The 17,540-nt window shown below is 38.6% G+C and carries 14 protein-coding genes, 1 pseudogene and 3 riboswitches; of the genes and pseudogenes, 6 read left to right on the plus strand and 9 right to left on the minus strand.

Annotation, left to right across the window (positions count from 1 at the left end; genetic code table 11):
• Nucleotides 1-54: 54 nt before the first annotated feature.
• Nucleotides 55-2,286: a putative bifunctional diguanylate cyclase/phosphodiesterase gene (locus tag C0966_RS06600; protein ID WP_274854434.1), complete on the minus strand. Its 2,232-nt coding sequence runs from the start codon at nt 2,284-2,286 to the stop codon at nt 55-57.
• Between the two features lie 392 nt (nt 2,287-2,678).
• On the opposite strand from C0966_RS06600, the gene C0966_RS06605 reads away from it, so the two are divergent.
• Both C0966_RS06605 and C0966_RS06610 read left to right on the plus strand, forming a co-directional pair.
• On the plus strand, nt 2,679-3,617 hold the full coding sequence (locus tag C0966_RS06605; RefSeq protein WP_274854436.1) for an ABC transporter ATP-binding protein: 939 nt from the start codon (nt 2,679-2,681) through the stop codon (nt 3,615-3,617).
• Nucleotides 3,614-4,558 (plus strand): ABC transporter permease, encoded by a 945-nt coding sequence (locus tag C0966_RS06610; RefSeq protein WP_274854438.1) that lies wholly within the window; start codon nt 3,614-3,616, stop codon nt 4,556-4,558. Before C0966_RS06605 ends, C0966_RS06610 begins: the two co-directional genes overlap by 4 nt.
• A gap of 135 nt (nt 4,559-4,693) precedes the next feature.
• Here the strand turns inward: C0966_RS06610 and ssuE are convergent, their stop codons facing one another.
• The 4 genes from ssuE to C0966_RS06630 form a co-directional block, all read right to left on the minus strand.
• A complete protein-coding gene (gene ssuE / locus C0966_RS06615; protein WP_274854439.1) occupies nt 4,694-5,224 on the minus strand; it encodes an NADPH-dependent FMN reductase in 531 nt (176 codons plus the stop codon).
• Nucleotides 5,225-5,266: 42 nt separating this feature from the next.
• Nucleotides 5,267-5,437, minus strand: coding sequence for a YezD family protein (locus C0966_RS06620; protein WP_274854441.1), 171 nt, complete (start codon nt 5,435-5,437; stop codon nt 5,267-5,269).
• 45 nt (nt 5,438-5,482) lie between these two features.
• Nucleotides 5,483-5,635: a Fur-regulated basic protein FbpA gene (locus C0966_RS06625; protein WP_274854443.1), complete on the minus strand. Its 153-nt coding sequence runs from the start codon at nt 5,633-5,635 to the stop codon at nt 5,483-5,485.
• A 202-nt stretch (nt 5,636-5,837) separates the two neighbouring features.
• Nucleotides 5,838-5,938, minus strand: a riboswitch (SAM riboswitch).
• A gap of 179 nt (nt 5,939-6,117) precedes the next feature.
• The gene (locus C0966_RS06630; RefSeq protein WP_274854445.1) at nt 6,118-7,065 is read right to left on the minus strand and encodes a carbon-nitrogen hydrolase family protein; all 948 of its coding nucleotides are present in this window, start codon (nt 7,063-7,065) and stop codon (nt 6,118-6,120) included.
• A 483-nt stretch (nt 7,066-7,548) separates the two neighbouring features.
• Between C0966_RS06630 and C0966_RS06635 the strand changes: the two genes are divergently transcribed.
• On the plus strand, nt 7,549-8,316 hold the full coding sequence (locus C0966_RS06635; RefSeq protein WP_274854447.1) for a DUF3891 family protein: 768 nt from the start codon (nt 7,549-7,551) through the stop codon (nt 8,314-8,316).
• 147 nt (nt 8,317-8,463) lie between these two features.
• Here C0966_RS06635 and C0966_RS06640 read toward each other — a convergent pair whose 3' ends face one another.
• The gene (locus C0966_RS06640; RefSeq protein ID WP_274854450.1) at nt 8,464-9,852 is read right to left on the minus strand and encodes an LLM class flavin-dependent oxidoreductase; all 1,389 of its coding nucleotides are present in this window, start codon (nt 9,850-9,852) and stop codon (nt 8,464-8,466) included.
• Between the two features lie 109 nt (nt 9,853-9,961).
• Nucleotides 9,962-10,065, minus strand: a riboswitch (SAM riboswitch).
• 260 nt (nt 10,066-10,325) lie between these two features.
• Here C0966_RS06640 and C0966_RS06645 point away from each other — a divergent pair.
• Nucleotides 10,326-10,916, plus strand: a complete 591-nt coding sequence (locus C0966_RS06645; protein ID WP_274854451.1) for a hypothetical protein — start codon at nt 10,326-10,328, stop codon at nt 10,914-10,916.
• A 194-nt stretch (nt 10,917-11,110) separates the two neighbouring features.
• Here C0966_RS06645 and queE read toward each other — a convergent pair whose 3' ends face one another.
• The 3 genes from queE to queC are packed head-to-tail and all read right to left on the minus strand — an operon-like array spanning nt 11,111 to nt 12,978.
• Nucleotides 11,111-11,839 carry a 7-carboxy-7-deazaguanine synthase QueE gene (gene queE, locus C0966_RS06650; protein WP_274854452.1) on the minus strand — a complete coding sequence of 243 codons (729 nt, stop codon included), beginning with the start codon at nt 11,837-11,839 and terminating at the stop codon, nt 11,111-11,113.
• Nucleotides 11,832-12,314 carry a 6-carboxytetrahydropterin synthase QueD gene (gene queD, locus C0966_RS06655; RefSeq protein ID WP_274854453.1) on the minus strand — a complete coding sequence of 161 codons (483 nt, stop codon included), beginning with the start codon at nt 12,312-12,314 and terminating at the stop codon, nt 11,832-11,834. Before queD ends, queE begins: the two co-directional genes overlap by 8 nt.
• Before the next feature lie 4 nt (nt 12,315-12,318).
• The gene (gene queC / locus C0966_RS06660; protein WP_274854454.1) at nt 12,319-12,978 is read right to left on the minus strand and encodes a 7-cyano-7-deazaguanine synthase QueC; all 660 of its coding nucleotides are present in this window, start codon (nt 12,976-12,978) and stop codon (nt 12,319-12,321) included.
• Between the two features lie 51 nt (nt 12,979-13,029).
• Nucleotides 13,030-13,073: riboswitch (PreQ1 riboswitch) on the minus strand.
• A gap of 180 nt (nt 13,074-13,253) precedes the next feature.
• Here queC and C0966_RS06665 point away from each other — a divergent pair.
• Nucleotides 13,254-15,284, plus strand: a complete 2,031-nt coding sequence (locus tag C0966_RS06665; RefSeq protein WP_274854455.1) for a molybdopterin oxidoreductase family protein — start codon at nt 13,254-13,256, stop codon at nt 15,282-15,284.
• 1,056 nt (nt 15,285-16,340) lie between these two features.
• Nucleotides 16,341-17,505, plus strand: a pseudogene (locus tag C0966_RS06670) (oxalate decarboxylase family bicupin).
• Nucleotides 17,506-17,540: the final 35 nt, after the last annotated feature.

Below are 17,540 nucleotides of genomic sequence, written 5' to 3' on the forward strand. Positions count from 1 at the left end.
AAAAACAAGAGGTCAGCCCCAATTTTTTGTTACCTCTATATTAGCATCACAATACTAATTTAATAGATCACCTTTTTCCAACAGCTCCGGAATTTTTTCCGGCGGCAAAGGTTTACTGAATAAAAAACCTTGGCCAATCTTGCATGAATTCTCTATTAAAAACTTCACTTGTTCTTCTTTTTCGATACCCTCTGCAATGACAGTAAAATTCAAATTATGGCCCATATCAATGATTGTCTTCACAATGGCGCCTTGATTCGAATGATGGATGATATCATCCACAAATGATTTATCAATCTTTAGATTGTCGATTGGGAGATGTTTCAAATAGCTTAAAGAAGAATATCCTTTTCCAAAGTCATCAATTGATATTTTGACTCCAAGCGCTTTTAATTGATTTAAAATAAAAGTAGATTTTTCAATATTTTGCATAATACTTTCGGTTATTTCTAATTCCAAATCGTGTGGATCCAAACCAACTTGATCCAATGTATTCATAATAAATTGAACAAATTGTTCATCTTGAATTTGTCGAACAGAAATATTTACGGCAATTGGGATCGGAGGTAATCCAATATTCTGCCAGTCTTTCATCTGTTTACACGCTTCTCTAAGAACCCATTTTCCAACCGGAACAATGAGCCCTGTTTCCTCTGCAAGAGGGATAAATTCGGATGGAGATATCCATCCAAGCTCATGATGCTTCCAGCGAATTAATGCCTCAACACCGACAATTTTTCGGGTCGCTAAATCGACTCGCGGTTGATAATGAAGCATCAGCTGATTCTGTTCCAGCGCTTTTCTTAATCTATTCTCAAGCTCCATCTTACGGGAAGTTAAATCATCAAGATTAGAATTATAAAATTGAAAATTGTTTTTTCCACGTTCTTTTGCCAAGTACATGGCGGTATCCGCATACTTAATTAAAGTTTCTTCGTCTTTACCATCGGTTGGATAGATGCTAATGCCGATACTTGGAGTAACAAAAAATTCCTGCTGATTAATTTTAATTGGCTCGTGAAATTCATCAAGGATTCGTTTTGCAACTTCTGTCACTTTTTTCTTATCGATATCTTCTAATAATATGATGAATTCATCTCCGCCCAAGCGGGAAACAAGCCCATCGGACGGAACGGTGCTCTTTAACCGTTTCGCTACTTTTTGCAATAATAGGTCCCCTGTCGAGTGTCCTTTCGTATCATTAATAATCTTAAATCGATCGAGGTCCAAAAACAATAGAGCCAACATTTGATTTCTCTGTTTCCTTAATAATTTGTTCAAATGCTGCCTCAACTTATTACGATTAGGCAGACCTGTCAGCGCATCATAAAAAGCCATTTTATGGATTGTTTTTTCTGCTTGCTTTCGTTCAGTGATATCTCTGCCGACGATCTGGATGGCACGTCTGCCTTCATACAAGATTGGCATAGTGGACATTTCTACTTCAATCGTATGTCCATCAACTCGAAAGACATGAAATTCAAATCGCCTTGCCAAAAATTTATTATCTTCAATATTCTTAATACGATTTCTTATTTCATCAATCACATTTGGATCCGTGAATGTAAAGATCGATTGTCCAATGATCTCCTCTGGTTTGGAAACTCCAACAAGCTTGCAGCCAGCCTTATTAATATAATCGATCTTCTCATTGCTAATAACCGCTATGAGATCAGGCGACATCTCAACTAAGCTTCGATAACGCTCTTCACTTTCTTTTCGGTCGGTAATGTCAAACAATACACTTGTAAAATCCACAAACTCACCGTGTTCATCCAGCTTAGGAATACCCCGGTCTTGTATCCAGCGCACTTCTCCATCAGGACGGATAATTCGGTATACACTCGTAACCGGTTCACCCGCCAAAAGTTTCTGTTCTCTTTCATCTAAAACATAAAGATCTTCCGGATAAATCACCTTTTTCCATAGATCATGGTCTTGATAAAACTCGTGTAAAGAGCGTCCGTACAGTTTTTCAATACCCGGAGTGATGAGTAGAATATCAGACTTTAAATCGTGGGACCATATCGCTACATCCAAAGTATCAAAAATACTATTTAATTTTTGCTTGCTATGTTGGAGTTCTTCAGTTGTTTTATAAATCATCTTCAGCAAAATCAACAGCAATATGATCATAGTAAGTTTATACAAAATATCAAAGATATGATAGACATTCCCACGGGAAGAAATAAGGATTGATGTTACATCTTCAAGGACCACTAAAAAGATAACCAGACATAAGATCATCATCCAATTCCGTTGATGTAATTGATCCATCTTTTTCATTTGCTTTTCTCCTGTTACATGTATTGCACAGCTGTATTAAATAAAAATTTATCATTATATTTACTAAATTTACAATATAAGATTGAAAGAATTATCTACGTTTTTTTCTGTGGTAAAGGGGCGGAGCTACGCAAATTAAAATAGAAATGCTAACTTTTCTTTAGCTAGATACTTGTTTAGCATTGTAAATATTTAGAGCTTTGCTTCGCTCACACCGCCTTATTATGTTTGTTAACTATATAAATTTAACCTATTTCCATGTTAGGGTTGGGAGTTTAATAATCATGCTAGTTTTTTGGTAAATTTTTTTGCAATTTTCGCAACTTTTCTCTCTTTTTATTCGTATTATTTGTTGGAGGAATATTTAGCCAAAAAGAGAAAGAGGGAGAATCATGTCTCAATATGCACTTGAAGTTCGATCATTAACAAAAAGAATTGGAAAAAAGCTGATTGTGGATGATGTTAGTTTTGCCATTGAAAAAGGAGAAGTATTTGGTCTGCTTGGCCCGAATGGTGCGGGGAAAACGACGATCATCCGCATGATCGTCAGTTTAATCAACCGGACTAAAGGAAGTGTCATCATTAACGGCTATAGCCTCGATGATGATTTTACCTCGGCCATGAGCGAGATCGGTGCAATTGTTGAAAATCCGGAATTCTATAAATATATGAGCGGATATAAAAACTTGCGCCACTATGTAAATATGGCAAAAAGAAAGATTCCTGAATCCCGGATTCAAGAAGTGATCAAATTGGTAGGACTTGAACAATCCATTCATCAAAAAGTGAAAACATACTCTCTCGGAATGCGTCAGCGTTTGGGTGTGGCTCAGGCTCTATTGCACAATCCGTCTATTCTCATTTTAGACGAACCTACAAACGGGCTCGATCCTCAAGGTATCAGGGAGTTCAGGGAATATCTTCGAACACTTGCCAGTGAAGGAATGTCTGTTTTAGTTTCATCCCATTTGCTTTCTGAAATGCAGTTGATGTGTGACCGCTTTGCGATTATTGAAAAAGGAAAGTTGATACATATTTCCAAAATGAATGAGACAGAGGAAGCAGAAAAAACTGCTCAGGAGTATGTTTTTGATGTAAGTGATCCCGCAAAAGCTGTTTCGATCTTAAAAGAACATGGCCTGAACAGAGAATTTAAGGACTTGGAGGATCAAAAGTTTAGTCTTGTGCTTCACCGGGAGGCAGTTGCAAAAGCCAATGAATTGCTTGTCACCAATCAAATTAAGGTATATGAGATAAGCAGTAAAAAGGCTACACTTGAAGACCGTTTCTTAGAAATTACAAATAAAGAAAACAAGGAGGTACCTGTATGACCGGTTTACTTCGGAATGAGCTGATGAAAATTTTCTCAAAAAAAGCGAGCTGGATTTATATGATCATCATTCTGGCTGCTTGTTTGATCGGCGGAATCATTTATCAAAAGGTAGGTCCTGAGCCAAAGGAAAATTGGCGGGAAGAAATTGAGGCAGAAATACAGCAACTTGAAAAACAATTAGAAAGTGCTCCTGACGAAGAGAAAGCATGGATCCAAGATCAAATCGAGCAAAATCAGCAATATTTGGATAAAAATGTGAATCCAAACGCAAAAAGCAACTGGCATTATATGAACAGCGTCGTAACAGGAATCGCCTCCCTTGTCACGTTATTTGCCGTCATTGTATGCAGTTCAAATGTATCTGCTGAATTTACTGATGGAACGATTAAGCAATTGTTAATCAGACCGCACAAAAGATGGGCAATTCTACTGTCCAAATATATTGCTGTACTAATCTACTCCCTGTTGCTTGTACTGACATTGATCGCGTCAGGGTATTTAGTAGGGTTGATTTTATTCGGCAACGGTGATTTTCATGCAAAAATTTTTGAAATGAGCGTCGACGGGCAGAAAGAAGCGATTGTAAGCACCCAATTCTTTTTAAAAATGCTTTATGACCTGCCTGGTTTATTCATCATTACAACCATTGCATTCATGCTGTCAACACTGTTTAAAAGCCAGTCACTTGCAGTCGGTATCGGAATTTTTGTTCTATTTTTCTCTTCCACAGTGGGGGCGTATATCGTTGTATTAGCCGAAAAATACGAATGGACAAAGTTTTTAATCTTTCCTCACCTGGATTTAACGATCTATGCACTCCAGGATAAAATCCTTCAGGATATCACTTTGCCGGAATCTTTAGGAATTTTGGCTGTATACTATGTCGTCTTCATCATCATTACGTTCGTCTTTTTCGAAAGAAGAGATATTAGCATATAAATATTGTAAAGGGCCAGACCCCTCCAAAGGGAGTCAGCCCTTTCTTAAACCAGAATTCGCCGGAGAATTGTATTCAGCGAAGTTGATTTGTGGCAAGATTCAGACATTTTCTGACCTCAGTAATATAAAATAGTTTTATTTGCGAAGGTGTTCGGCAAGGTCGGTTAACGCTTTTTGCAATCTTTCATGAGCTTCAGAATCTAACTCATACTGATTATCTTCAATCCGTTCAACTTGGGTATCCAGCGTGTAGACACCATTCAAAATGGTTGTTGCTCCCAATGCAGACAAGACCGGTTTTAATGCATAATCAATCACGAGAAGATGTCCGAACGTTCCTCCAATAACGAGAGGCAATATGATTTTATTTGCAAGTCCTTTTTGCGGAAGCAAGTCTAAATATGTTTTTAACACTCCCGTAAAGGACGCCTTATAAACAGGTGTTAACACGATGACAGCGTCGGCACTTTCTACTTTCTTATTTGCTATTGCGATTTCAGGACTATCGAATTTTCCGTAAATTAAATCTTCCGGAGGCAACTCTCGCACTTTGATTTGCTCAAACTCGATCTGTTCACGGGTCAAAAAAGCTACAACCTCCTGTTCAATTCCGTTCAATCTTGAATTTACTGATGTTGCCCCTGAAATAATAACTGCTTTTGCCAAAAAGCTCCACTCCTTATTTGATAAATTTTGAAAAATCATTGCTTATTTCTTTACTTCAAGTTTCTTATTTTTCACAAGCGGAAACCGTTTCTTTTCGGTAATATCGATTTGTGTAATATCACTATCATGTACGGTGATCACCACACAGCCATACTCCAGTTTGTCCAGCGATGACAGTATATATTTGATTTTCTCTTCATTTAATTGTTTCATAAAAGCCCCCTTAATAAGATATTATTGACACATGTAAGTCTAATTTCAACCATTATTCTTTAAATCACGGTATTCTTTCTCAAGTTCCGATAAAGTCAGCTCATTCAAAAATTGAAGATCTCCAATATAGCGGCCTGAGTTAACCAAGAACGAAATCAGAAAACCTTTCCTCTTTTTGATTGTTTCATGTAAAATCATTGATATAAAACATTCCTCCTTTTATGGTTATTTTCAACCCATCAAGGACTGAAAATATTTTCTTCGGGCTCCAATAGCAACAAATTTCTGAACGATTTGTTTCATTAATTCTAAGATATCCAATATAAATAGTCGGTTTTATTTTCAAAAATAAAACCTCTTCTTGGATAAGAAGAGGTGAAAGAATGCAATCTTTTTGCTCTTCTTATCTTTCAAGCTTTCGCTTGCTGGAATTGGCACAGTACTTTTAAGTCTGTTGCCGAGGCTTCACCGGGCCAGTCCCTCCACCTCTCTTGATAAGAATTCATATGAAACTATTATACTGTATAAACAAAACATGGTGTCATAATGGGAAAGTTCCCATCCAGTTCATGAACTTTATTTGATATTAATTTAAACCATGGCCAACAATACTGTCAATATAATTTTTTAAAAAATTTTGAATTGGTAAAAAAGAAATGGCAGCCCGTTATTTTGTTCGATTATTCCCATTTTACATTCGTTTTTTCGGCTTCATTTATTGTCAGCTGAAAGACATCAGGCCGAGAATAATGACCATTCACATCAAAATCGAAACGGCTTTTAACAATGTCTTTTAAATCTAAATCCGCAATAAGTATATCTTCTTTTCCGTATACCGGTCCAACGATATATTCACCGAGCGGACCAATAATAGCACTTCCTCCGTTGCTCATGATCTCCGGTTCTGACTCCAATTCATCATAGCAGGCCAAATCTGTCGGGTACATATCTTTTGTCACAAATTGATTGCATGATAAAACAAAACATCTGCCTTCCAGGGCAATATGCCTAATCGTAGATTGCCAAACTTCTCTTGCATCAGCAGTTGGCATAAGATAGATTTCAACGCCCTTGCTGTACATTGCCATCCGGGCAAGCGGCATATAATTCTCCCAACAGATCAAACCGCCCATTTTACCTATTGAAGTATCAAATACAGGAAGAGTGCTTCCATCTCCCTCTCCCCATATAATTCTTTCTGAAGCAGTCGGTTTAAGTTTACGATGTTTTCCTAACAGCGTACCGTCCGGACCGAAATAAAGTACCGTGCAATAAAGGGTGCCGGATAATTGTTCTTTTTCAATCACTCCAATAACAAGATACACGCTATTATCTTTTGCAATGGAACCTAATATTTCCGTTTCTTTACTAGGAACGAAGATCGAATTTTCCCAATACCGATACCAATCTTCCCGTCCTTTTTTCGACCGGCTCCCTACCACCGTTCCAAATGTCATTCCTCTCGGATAGGCCGGAATATACGCTTCCGGAAATAACACTAATTTTGCTCCCTTCTTAGCAGCATCAGTGGTTAACAATCGGACTTTTTCAATGGTTTTATAAAGGTCCATAATAACAGGTGATGCTTGTACAACGGCAACTCTTACTTGATTATTCATGCTTTCCATTCAGAACATCTCCAATCAATTTTATGTATAACAACCTTTCAGCATTTCAATAGGGAATTCGTTGTTTAATTATTTTCCATAAATTCAATTTTTTGAATTTTGATATCATTTTACAATTCCACCTGACACATTTCAACAAAATTGCCTTCCATTAGTTTTCTCACTAGAGTTTAAGAAGGCTATTATTCTATAAAACATAATGCCAATCTAGTAAACAAGAACTTTCTTACATTGATGAACAGGAATACACTGTTGCAACATAGAATAATTATATAAAACGTACATGAGTTTTAAACTCCCAGCGCTAACATGGAAGTAGTTTTCATTATAAAACAGAACCAACATAATAAGGCGGTGTGAGCGAAGCAAAGCACTAAATATTTACAAAGCTAAACAAGTATTTTGCTAAAGATAAGTTGGCAGTTCTATCTTTGTTAGCGTAGCTCCGCCCCTTTTCCACAAAAAAAGAGAAGGGGGTATCACATGATTGTCTATGAAAGAGAAAGTGATTTTGTCATGGTGACCCAGGATGATCATGCAAGAGTCTCAGGTGAATTTGCAAAAGCTTGGCGGAACGAATATTTTGTTGCATTGGATCGAAAAGAAGATGTAGAGCTTGCTGTTTTTGAACATGACCGGGGATGGATCGATCTTGATGAAACACCGTTTTGGAATGACGAAAAACGGCTGCCCTTCTCCTTCCGTGATTTTCCGTTAACCCCTAGGTTTGTTTTTTATAAAAAAGGCATTGACGAAGTTGAAAGCAAAAATAAATATGCTGCATTATTGTGCAGTTTGCAATATACGACCTTGTTTGAAATGATTCAAGACGATTCCGTACCGGCTTTTTTGTACTCTGAATACGAGAGGCAGCAAAGACTCATCAATGATTTGAATCTAACACATCACTCTTCACAGGAAATGATCAAATTCCATTTACAAGTCCTTCGCTTTTGCGATGATCTATCTTTATATATTTGTATGCATGAACCGATGGTACATCATACTGCTTCGGAATGGTTTGCTGAAGGATTCAGCCAACGATTTTCTTTCTTTAATCATGAAAAAATCACTTTCGAATGGGCAGAAAAAGAAAAAATAATCCTTTCTCACTTTCCATTTTCTTCTGAAGTTGTTGTAAAAGTGCCATTAAAAGAAGTCAAAAAAGCAGATATAGCGAATTACGGCATTGCAAAAGCGTACAAACACACACCGAAAAAAGAACGAGTGGTTCAATTCGTACCTAAATGAATATAGTCACAACTGGCTGTTGGAACATTTGAAAGCGGTTGCAATTATTTAAACTAGATCCAAGCTAATGTTTAGGTGCCTCTTCAGCAAGCAAAAGGCTGTGCAATCCTTCACTTGTTGAAGAGGAATATTTTGCTTCTTTTCCGTTTAGTTATTAACAGTGATCCTTCTATATTGGCTGCCAGGATGATCTTCTGGCAATAAACTGCTTCCATGGTCAAAGAGCTTTTGCCTTAATGTACCATTTTTATATTCTGTTTTGTAAAGGCCTCTCTTTTGCAGGATTGGCACGACTAAATCGATAAAATCCTCAAGGCTTCCCGGTGTAACAAGGTGGTTTAGGTTAAATCCGTCAACACCGGATGCTTCAAAATGATATTGAATGGCGTCTGCTACTTCTGTTGGATTTCCGACAATCACTTGCTCCCTGTCAATATTTTCGAGCCTGGAAAGTGCTTCACCGATTTTTAGTTTTTTCGATGCATCCTTTGTTAAGGATGCTGCCTTATAATGTCCGTGTTCTGTTGGTTTAAACTCAAAAGGCTGATCCAAATCTGATTTTTCATATTGCGACAAATCATAACCGCTCGCCCCGCCAAATTGCGCTTTTGCTGCATCCGGGCTCCAAAGGCGGTTTAATTCCTGATATTTTTGCTCCGCTTCCTCAGTGGTTTCGCCCACAATAACTGTAAGGAAAGAAAACACTTTAATATTGTCAGGGTTCCGGCCATATTTTTCGGCACGTTTCTTAATATCTTCTGTATAGAACCTGATCCTCTCCGGAGTTGGACCTCCCACAAATACACATTCCGCATGCTTCGCAGCAAATTCCCTTCCCCGTTCAGATACCCCGGCCTGATATAGTACTGGCGTACGCTGCAGAGAAGGTTCACTTAAATGCGGGCCCTCTACATGAAAAAATTCTCCAGAATGGTTGATTTCATGGACTTTTGCAGGGTCTACCAAAACTCCATTCTTAACATCCTCTATGACAGCCCCATCTTCCCAGCTTGATTCCCATAATTTATAACAAACCTCCAAATACTCATCCGCTATATCATAACGCCGGTCATGTTTGATCATCTCATGCAGACCGAAATTCCTTGCTGCATTAGGCAGATAGGAAGTAACAACATTCCACGCGATTCTTCCTTTCGTCAAATGGTCCAACGTAGAAAAACGTCTTGCATGGGCAAAAGGAGGTTCATATGTCGTACTAACCGTAAAAGCAAACGATAAATGTTTTGTCACGCTTGCCATAACCGGGATCACAAGTGCAGCGTCAATTAAAGGAATTTGCATACCATCACGTATGGACGGTTCCTTGCTTTGTTTATATGTATCATAGACTCCCAATACATCGGCAAAAAAAACAGCATCAAACTTTCCCCGTTCTAACAGCTTAGCCATTTCAATCCAATAATCAAGTTCTTTGTAACGTCTCTGCCTTTTGCTTTCCGGATGTTTCCACAGCCCATGAGAATTATGCATCGCACTTGTCATTTCAAAGGCATTCAAAATAATTTGTTTTCCCAATATCTTCTCCCCGCTTTCGATTCATTTTTACTGTGTCGTTTACCATCTGACTAAATAAAAAACCCCTTCTTTGAAAAAAGAAGAGGTTCATGATTGAAACTCACTTCTTTTCTCATCTTTCAAGCATTTTGCTTGCTGGAATTGGCACAGTACTTTGAAAAGCCTGTTGCCGAAGTTTCATCGGGCCAGTCCCTCCACCTCTCTAGATAAGAAAACGAAGATCTATTAAGTTGCAATAAAAATTTTGATGCACGTATATTCCCAAATATTCTATAGATTTTGTTGGTTTTTAATTTAAACGATTCTTAATAAACTGTCAATATTAATTTGTAAAATTTAAAAAATTTATAAAAAGTCGGTTTAAGAATATTCAATTTTCAACTGGAGCTAATTTATTTCTAGTTATTATCGAATTCAATTTGATAAACTGCAACCTAATTATGATACAATAGTGATCAAAGGAGGTGAGAAAAATGACAAAGAAAATTTTAGGAGATATTTTAAAAGAGCTTCAATCGCTGAAGGCTGATATTACTGAGTTGAAAGATGGACAACATAGAATTGAAACGAAGGAACTAAAAACCATAAGATCAGACATCACAGTGTTGAAGCAAGGACAAACTGAGATGAACGCTGACATTTCTGAGTTGAAGCAAGGACAAATCGAAATGAGGTCTGATATTGCCCAGCTTAAAGAAGGACAACATCGATTGGAGCAAGGGTATACTGAACTGAAGTCTGATGTTGCCGAGTTAAAAGAAGGACAACTTAGATTAGAGCAAGGCTATAATGAATTGAAGTCTGATGTTGTCGAGTTAAAAGAAGGACAACATAAACTGGAGCAAGGACAAATTGAATTAAAATCTGATTTTGCCTTGCTAAAAGAAGGACAACATAGATTGGAACAAGGACATATAGAATTGAAGTCTGATGTTGCCCAGCTTAAGGACGGACAACTTCAACTGGAAAAAGGTCAAGATGAGATCAAAGATACTTTGAGACACTTTGCGACTTTGACGATTGAGAACTTTACGAACTTAGAAAAGAACTTAGAATGGCAGTAAACGAAATTAAATCGGATGTGGAGGATATTAAACGACAAACAAATTAGAAGATCACTGTTACAAGACAGGATTTTATCCACATGTCTATCTTACGAGATTTCCTCTGGTTGAATTCGTTATTAACCCATACCTGCTTAATCCCTTTTGCAAAATAAAAAAATGAGCCAATGTTTTGGCCCATTTCAAAAAGTGTACTAAACACCTCGTTTATTACCCCAAACATACGTATGCAATTGCGGGAGAACTTTCACATTTTTTAAGTCAGAATCCATCATAACTTTGTTGATAAGCCATTCATATTTTCCTAAAAGATAGGAAACTAGTTTTTGATTTTCGGTCGAAGTAATGTCTTCATTTCCCACCTGCAAAAAGAATGAGACATCAGGGTATCTTTGATGAACTTTCTTCGCATATTCATAATCTTGATCATCAAAAACGACGATCTTCAAACTAATATTCTGAGAAGAATTTTTTCGGTCTAAGTTTTTTATGATCATATCAAGTACGTCAAAATCGGTGACCATGTTTGAGCTTGGCGGTTTCGGTGAAAGTGTTAATTCATCAATATAAAAGAACCAATCTTGCCACTTGCTTCCTTGTGTTTCTAAACAAATTTTGATGTTATTCTCTTTTAAAAGCTGAATCAAGGATCGTAAATTTTTTAATAATGCCGGATTGCCGCCTGAAATTGTTACAAACGAAAAACCATCCCCGCCAAGCTTTTTAAGCTCAGACCAAATTTCTTCAGCTTCCATTTGCCTCACTAAATCCTTGCCTGTTCCGTCCCACGTAAATGAAGAATCACACCAGGAACATGAATAATCACAACCCGCAGTTCTTACAAACATTGTTTTTTGTCCAATCACCATTCCTTCTCCTTGGATGGTAGGACCAAATATCTCCATGACCGGGATTTTACTCAACTTCCATCCACTCCCGTCTAGCTTCCGCATAACTGGTAGGAGTTTCATAAAGCCGCACAAACTCCACTCTGGCCCCGAGATATTTTTGCTGTCTGTCTTCTTTTTCCAACGCTTCTTTCATTTTTTCAAAAATCCAGACGACCATGTTTTCTGCAGTCGTATTCATAGGCGGAAGTGTTTCATTTAAGTATTTATGATCAAGATAAATTTCAATTTCCTGTTTCCAAATATCCTTTATATCACTGAAATCAATCAGTAATCCTCTTTCGTCCACATATCCGCTCAAGCCAAAGATAACTTTATACGTATGGCCGTGAAGATTTTTGCATTTGCCTTCATAACAATGCAAATGATGAGCTGAATCAAAGGTAAATTCCTTGCTGACAAGGACACGCTTCGAATGGTACTTTAACTGATCGCGGCGGATATCTTCATCTATTTTTTGGAGTTTATCAACAATTCGAAAACCGTACATTGTTTTACAAACCCCCTCGAACCTTTAAGTATTCTTCAAGTCCTTTTTTTCGAAGCTTGCACGCAGGACACTCCCCGCAGCCATCAGCAATGATGCCATTATAGCAAGTTAACGTTTTTTCCCTCACAAAATCAAAAGCACCGAGTTCATCTGCCAACTTCCAAGTTTCTGCTTTATTTAGCCACATTAAGGGTGTATGAATGACAAATTGGTAATCCATCGAAAGATTCAATGTTACATTTAAAGACTTGATAAAAACATCTCTGCAATCCGGATATCCGCTAAAGTCTGTTTCACAAACACCGGTTACGATGTGTTTTGCCCCTACTTGATTTGCCAGCACTCCGGCAAATGAAAGAAATAATAAATTTCTGCCGGGAACAAACGTTGATGGCAGTTCGCCCTCTTCCCCATCTTTTACAGGAATTTCATCCCTTGTTAAAGCATTCGGAGCCAATTGGTTTAACAAAGACATATCTAAAATATGATGTTTAATACCAAGTTCTTTTGCGATGTTTTTCGCACATTCAATCTCCGTTTTGTGTCTCTGATTATAATCAAAAGTAACTGCGATTACTTCTTCAAATTGCTTCATCGCCCAGAATAAACAAGTAGTGCTGTCCTGGCCTCCGCTAAACACGACAATGGCCTTTTCTTTTTTCATTTTCCAATCTTCCTTTCAAAGAAAAAACAGCACTACTAAGAAAGTAGCACTGTTTTCTTAGTTTTTTTAAAGAGGGTAGCTAGAACCTCTACCGTAATAAACGGATTTTTTATTCACTTACTCTTATTCTAACATAATTTTATTGAATCGGAAAATGATCTTTCTGCCAAATGAGAAATTGACTTTTCTAGGTTAATTATTGATAGACTATTAGAATTATTTTATTATTTTCATTAAACAATAGTAACTTATCTTATGATTAAAGGAGACTAATTATGCACTCTTATGTGAATCAACGAACAGGTGTATTTCCATCCGTTTGCCCCTTGGATTGCCCGGATCAATGCGGCTTGCTTTTACATAAAAAAGACGGAAAAATCGTAAAAATAGAGGGAGACCCTAACCATCCCGTGACAAAAGGGAATATTTGCAACAAAGTGCGAAATATGACTGAACGAATTTATGATGAAAAGCGCTTGAGGTATCCATTAAAACGTACCGGAGCTAAAGGAGAAGGAAAATTTGAGCGGATCAGCTGGAACGAAGCGATTAAGACGATTACTTCCCGTTGGAAAGACCTTATTCAAACATATGGACCTGAAAGTATTCTTCCCTACAGCTTCTATGGAAACATGGGAAATCTTAGCGCTGAAGGAATGGACCGGCGTTTCTTTCATCGGTTAGGCGCCTCCCAGCTGGATCGATCCATTTGTTCATCCGCCGGTAATGCGGGGTATAAATATACGATGGGCGGCAGTTTTGGAATTGACCCCGAAGATACCATTCATTCAAAATTAATTATTTTTTGGGGGATAAATGCTGTTAGCACAAATATGCATCAAGTGGTTCTTGCCCAAAAAGCCCGAAAAAACGGAGCGAAGATTATTGTCATTGATGTACATAAGAATCAAACTGGCCGATTGGCCGACTGGTTCATTCCCGTTTTGCCTGGAACCGATAGTGCTCTCGCGTTGGGGATCATGCATATTTTATTTGCCGAAGACATGGTAGACAACGATTTTTTACAGAAATATACAGTCGGATATGAAGAATTGCGTGAGCATGTTGTTCAATATGATCCCGTTACTGTTTCCGGCATTACTGGTGTTCCGGTTGAAGATATTTATAAACTTGCCCGGATGTATGGTCAAATGTCACCTTCCTTTATTCGAATCGGTAATGGGCTTCAGCATCATGATAATGGGGGTATGTGCGTTCGAACCATTTCCTGCCTTCCTGCTCTAACCGGACAATGGCTTGTAAAAGGCGGCGGAGCAATCAAGTCAAATAAAGGTTATTTAGCCCATAATACAGGAAAATTACAACGCCCGGATTTATTACAAAATAAAAATACACGCATCATAAATATGAATTTGCTAGGCCAAGCATTACTAGAATTAGACCCGCCTGTAAAGTCTTTATTCGTGTACGGTTCGAACCCTGCGGTTGTTGCTCCTGAAGCCAATAAAGTAAGAAAAGGACTTGCACGAGAAGATCTCTTTGTCGTCGTGCATGACTTATTTTTAACAGAAACGGCAAAATACGCTGATATTGTACTTCCTGCAACATCATCATTTGAAAATACTGATTTTTATACATCCTATTGGCATCATTATATTCAGATTCAGCAGCCGGTCATTGAACATTATGGAGAGTCTAAATCAAATACAGAAGTGTTCCGATTGCTTGCAAAAGAAATGGGATTTGATGACCGCGTTTTTCATGAGACAGATGAAGAGATGATTATGCAGGCACTTGATTTCCCAAGAAACCCTTATTTGGAAGGAATCGATTATGAAACATTGGTTGAAAAGCAGTATGTAAAAGCAAAGGTAAAACCTTTGTTCCCTGGAAAACTTCCAACACCAAGCGGGAAAATTGAACTTTATTCAAAAAAGATGGATGTAGACGGGTTTCCCCCGCTGCCAACCTATACACCTCTAGTTGACGATGGGGACTTTCCGTTTTTATTTGTTCCCGGACCAAACCATAATTTCTTAAACTCAACTTTTTCAAATAATGAAAAACACATTTCTTTTGAAAAAGAACCGCGCTTGCATATGAATGTGAAAGATGCATTATCGAAAGGTATTAAGGATGGTGATCAAGTCCGAGTGTGGAACGACCGCGGAGAATGTGAAATGAAAGTTTCAGTAGGTGAAAACGTACTTCCGGGCGTCGTCGTTACTCAAGGACTATGGGTGGGTGCGAAGCAGCTTGTAAACTCACTTACCCCGGACCGAGTAGCAGATATGGGCAACGGTGCGACGTTCTTTTCCGGCCGTGTAGATGTAGAGAAACTATAAGATTGCTATGCTAATAGATTGAAAGAACGAACCAGAGTCAGAAGGCTCTGGTTTTTTTGACTGTTCAGGGTTGTATATACGGATTGCCTAGTTTAAAAATCAATCAATGGCTCATTTTAATCTGCAAAATACTGAGCCATCAATCACTAACCTGATAGCCTGATAACACTTTCGAACAGACAGACTGCTCTTAATGAATATCGACTATTTTTTGAATATATCGACCAGTTTTGGTGAGATATCGACCACTTTTCAGAATATATCGACCAGTTTTGGTGAGATATCGGCCCCTCTATGAATATATCGACCACCTTTCAGGATATATCGGTTACCGATAACGCAAAAGCCGCCCGAAAGGCGGTTTTTTTAAAGATTTGAAAATATAAATCGATCAAGCATAAAACCGAATCTAGCAAAATTATTCTATAGTATATCCATTCATCCGTAATTCGTCTTGTGTTTGTCGTGTCTAAAACGAGGCGTTTAAACAGTTATTTTATTCTAATTAATTTATTATAGAAATTTTATCGTAAAAGAGCTGTTTATTAGTATGAACATGAGGGGGTTACCCGCCCTGAGTCACGGATCAAGTGAAGGATATGAGCCTTTGTTTCAACTTATGAGCCTTCGTTTTGATATATGAGCCTTTGTTTCGTTTTATGAGCCGTCATTTTGATTTATGAGCCTCTGTTTCAATTTATGAGCCGTCATTCTGATATATGAGCCTTAATTTCAATATATGAGCCGTCGATCACATATCTAGGCTTCCGTTCTAATAAATTAATAAAATGCCTGTTTTTCGAATATCCGGTTTTTCTATGGTAATTTTAAATTCGTGCGAAATGACGCCAAGGGGTTTATTTTTGTTTTGATTATTTACACCTCACATGTAAAGAGTATGCAGCAGCTTTACCTCACCTTGTTCTCTATTCAGTATGTTGACATATAAAACGAAATTTCCCTCATATATTGATACAGACACCCTATATGTTACGTAAACTAATAATTCTGTTATTACAGTATCGTTTATCTTTTACAAAGAGAGAAGAATGTTTTATGGAATCACGGCCTTCGAAAAGAATTGTGTACGAAAATATACCGCAACCCATTAGGGATGATGGTGCTGGTGCGACCGATTTCGGTCCTCGAGACGTCATGAGGGACCATGAGAACCCCGACATGCTAGTTCCGCCAGCCACCGACGCCGGAACGATCCCCAATTTAAAGTTCTCTTTTTCCGACACCCATATGCAGTTAAATCACGGCGGTTGGTCACGGGAAGTAACGGTTAGAGAGCTGCCGATCCGCTACCACGCTTGCAGGGGTGAACATGCGTCTGACGCCTGGCGGTGTGCGTGAGTTACATTGGCATAAGCAAACAGAATGGGCCTACATGATTTTGGGCCTTGCACGAATCACCTCGGTCGACCAGGACGGGCGGAACTTTATAGCCGATGTCGGCGCAGGGGATTAGTGGTACTTTCCCGCCGGAATTCCACACTCAATTCAAGGACTGGAGGAAGGCTGCGAATTTCTGCTCGTTTTCGACGACGGCAGCTTCTCCGAGTTCGACACCTTCACTATTACCGATTGGTTCGCACACACACCAAAGGACGTGCTGGCTGCAAATTTCGGTGTACCAAAAAGCGCCTTTGCCCACATCCCTACAAAACAGCGATACATTTTCCAAGCAAAGGTGCCCGGCTCACTGGAAAGCCAGAAGGTGTCGGATCCTTACGGTACTGTGCCTAAGAGCTTCACACATCGGCTGCTTGCACAGGATCCAATCGTAACTCCGGGCGGGACAGTACGTATAGTTGATTCCACCAACTTCCCCATTTCAACTACAATCGCGGCGGCGTTGGTGGAAGTCAAGCCAGGCGGAATGAGAGAAATGCATTGGCATCCGAATAACGATGAGTGGCAGTATTACCTCTCGGGAACCGGGCGAATGACAGTATTTGCGGCGAGTGGCACGGCCCGAACTTTTAATTACCGGGCCGGTGATGTAGGATATGTACCGTTCGCCATGGGCCATCACATCCAAAACACAGGCCACCAAAGCCTTTGGTTTCTGGAGATATTCAAGAGTAATCGCTTTGCCGACGTGTCATTGAACCAGTGGATGGCGCTGACTCCAAAAGAGCTAGTAGAGGACCACTTGCATGTAGGGCCGGAATTGATGAACTCATTGCGGAAGGAGAAATGGCCTGTCGTCTAATAAATGATTTTATAAACTACTAATCCAACTTCCGA

The sequence above is a fragment of the Bacillus methanolicus genome (assembly GCF_028888695.1).
In the GTDB taxonomy this organism is placed as follows: Bacteria; Bacillota; Bacilli; order Bacillales; family Cytobacillaceae; genus Bacillus_Z; species Bacillus_Z methanolicus_B.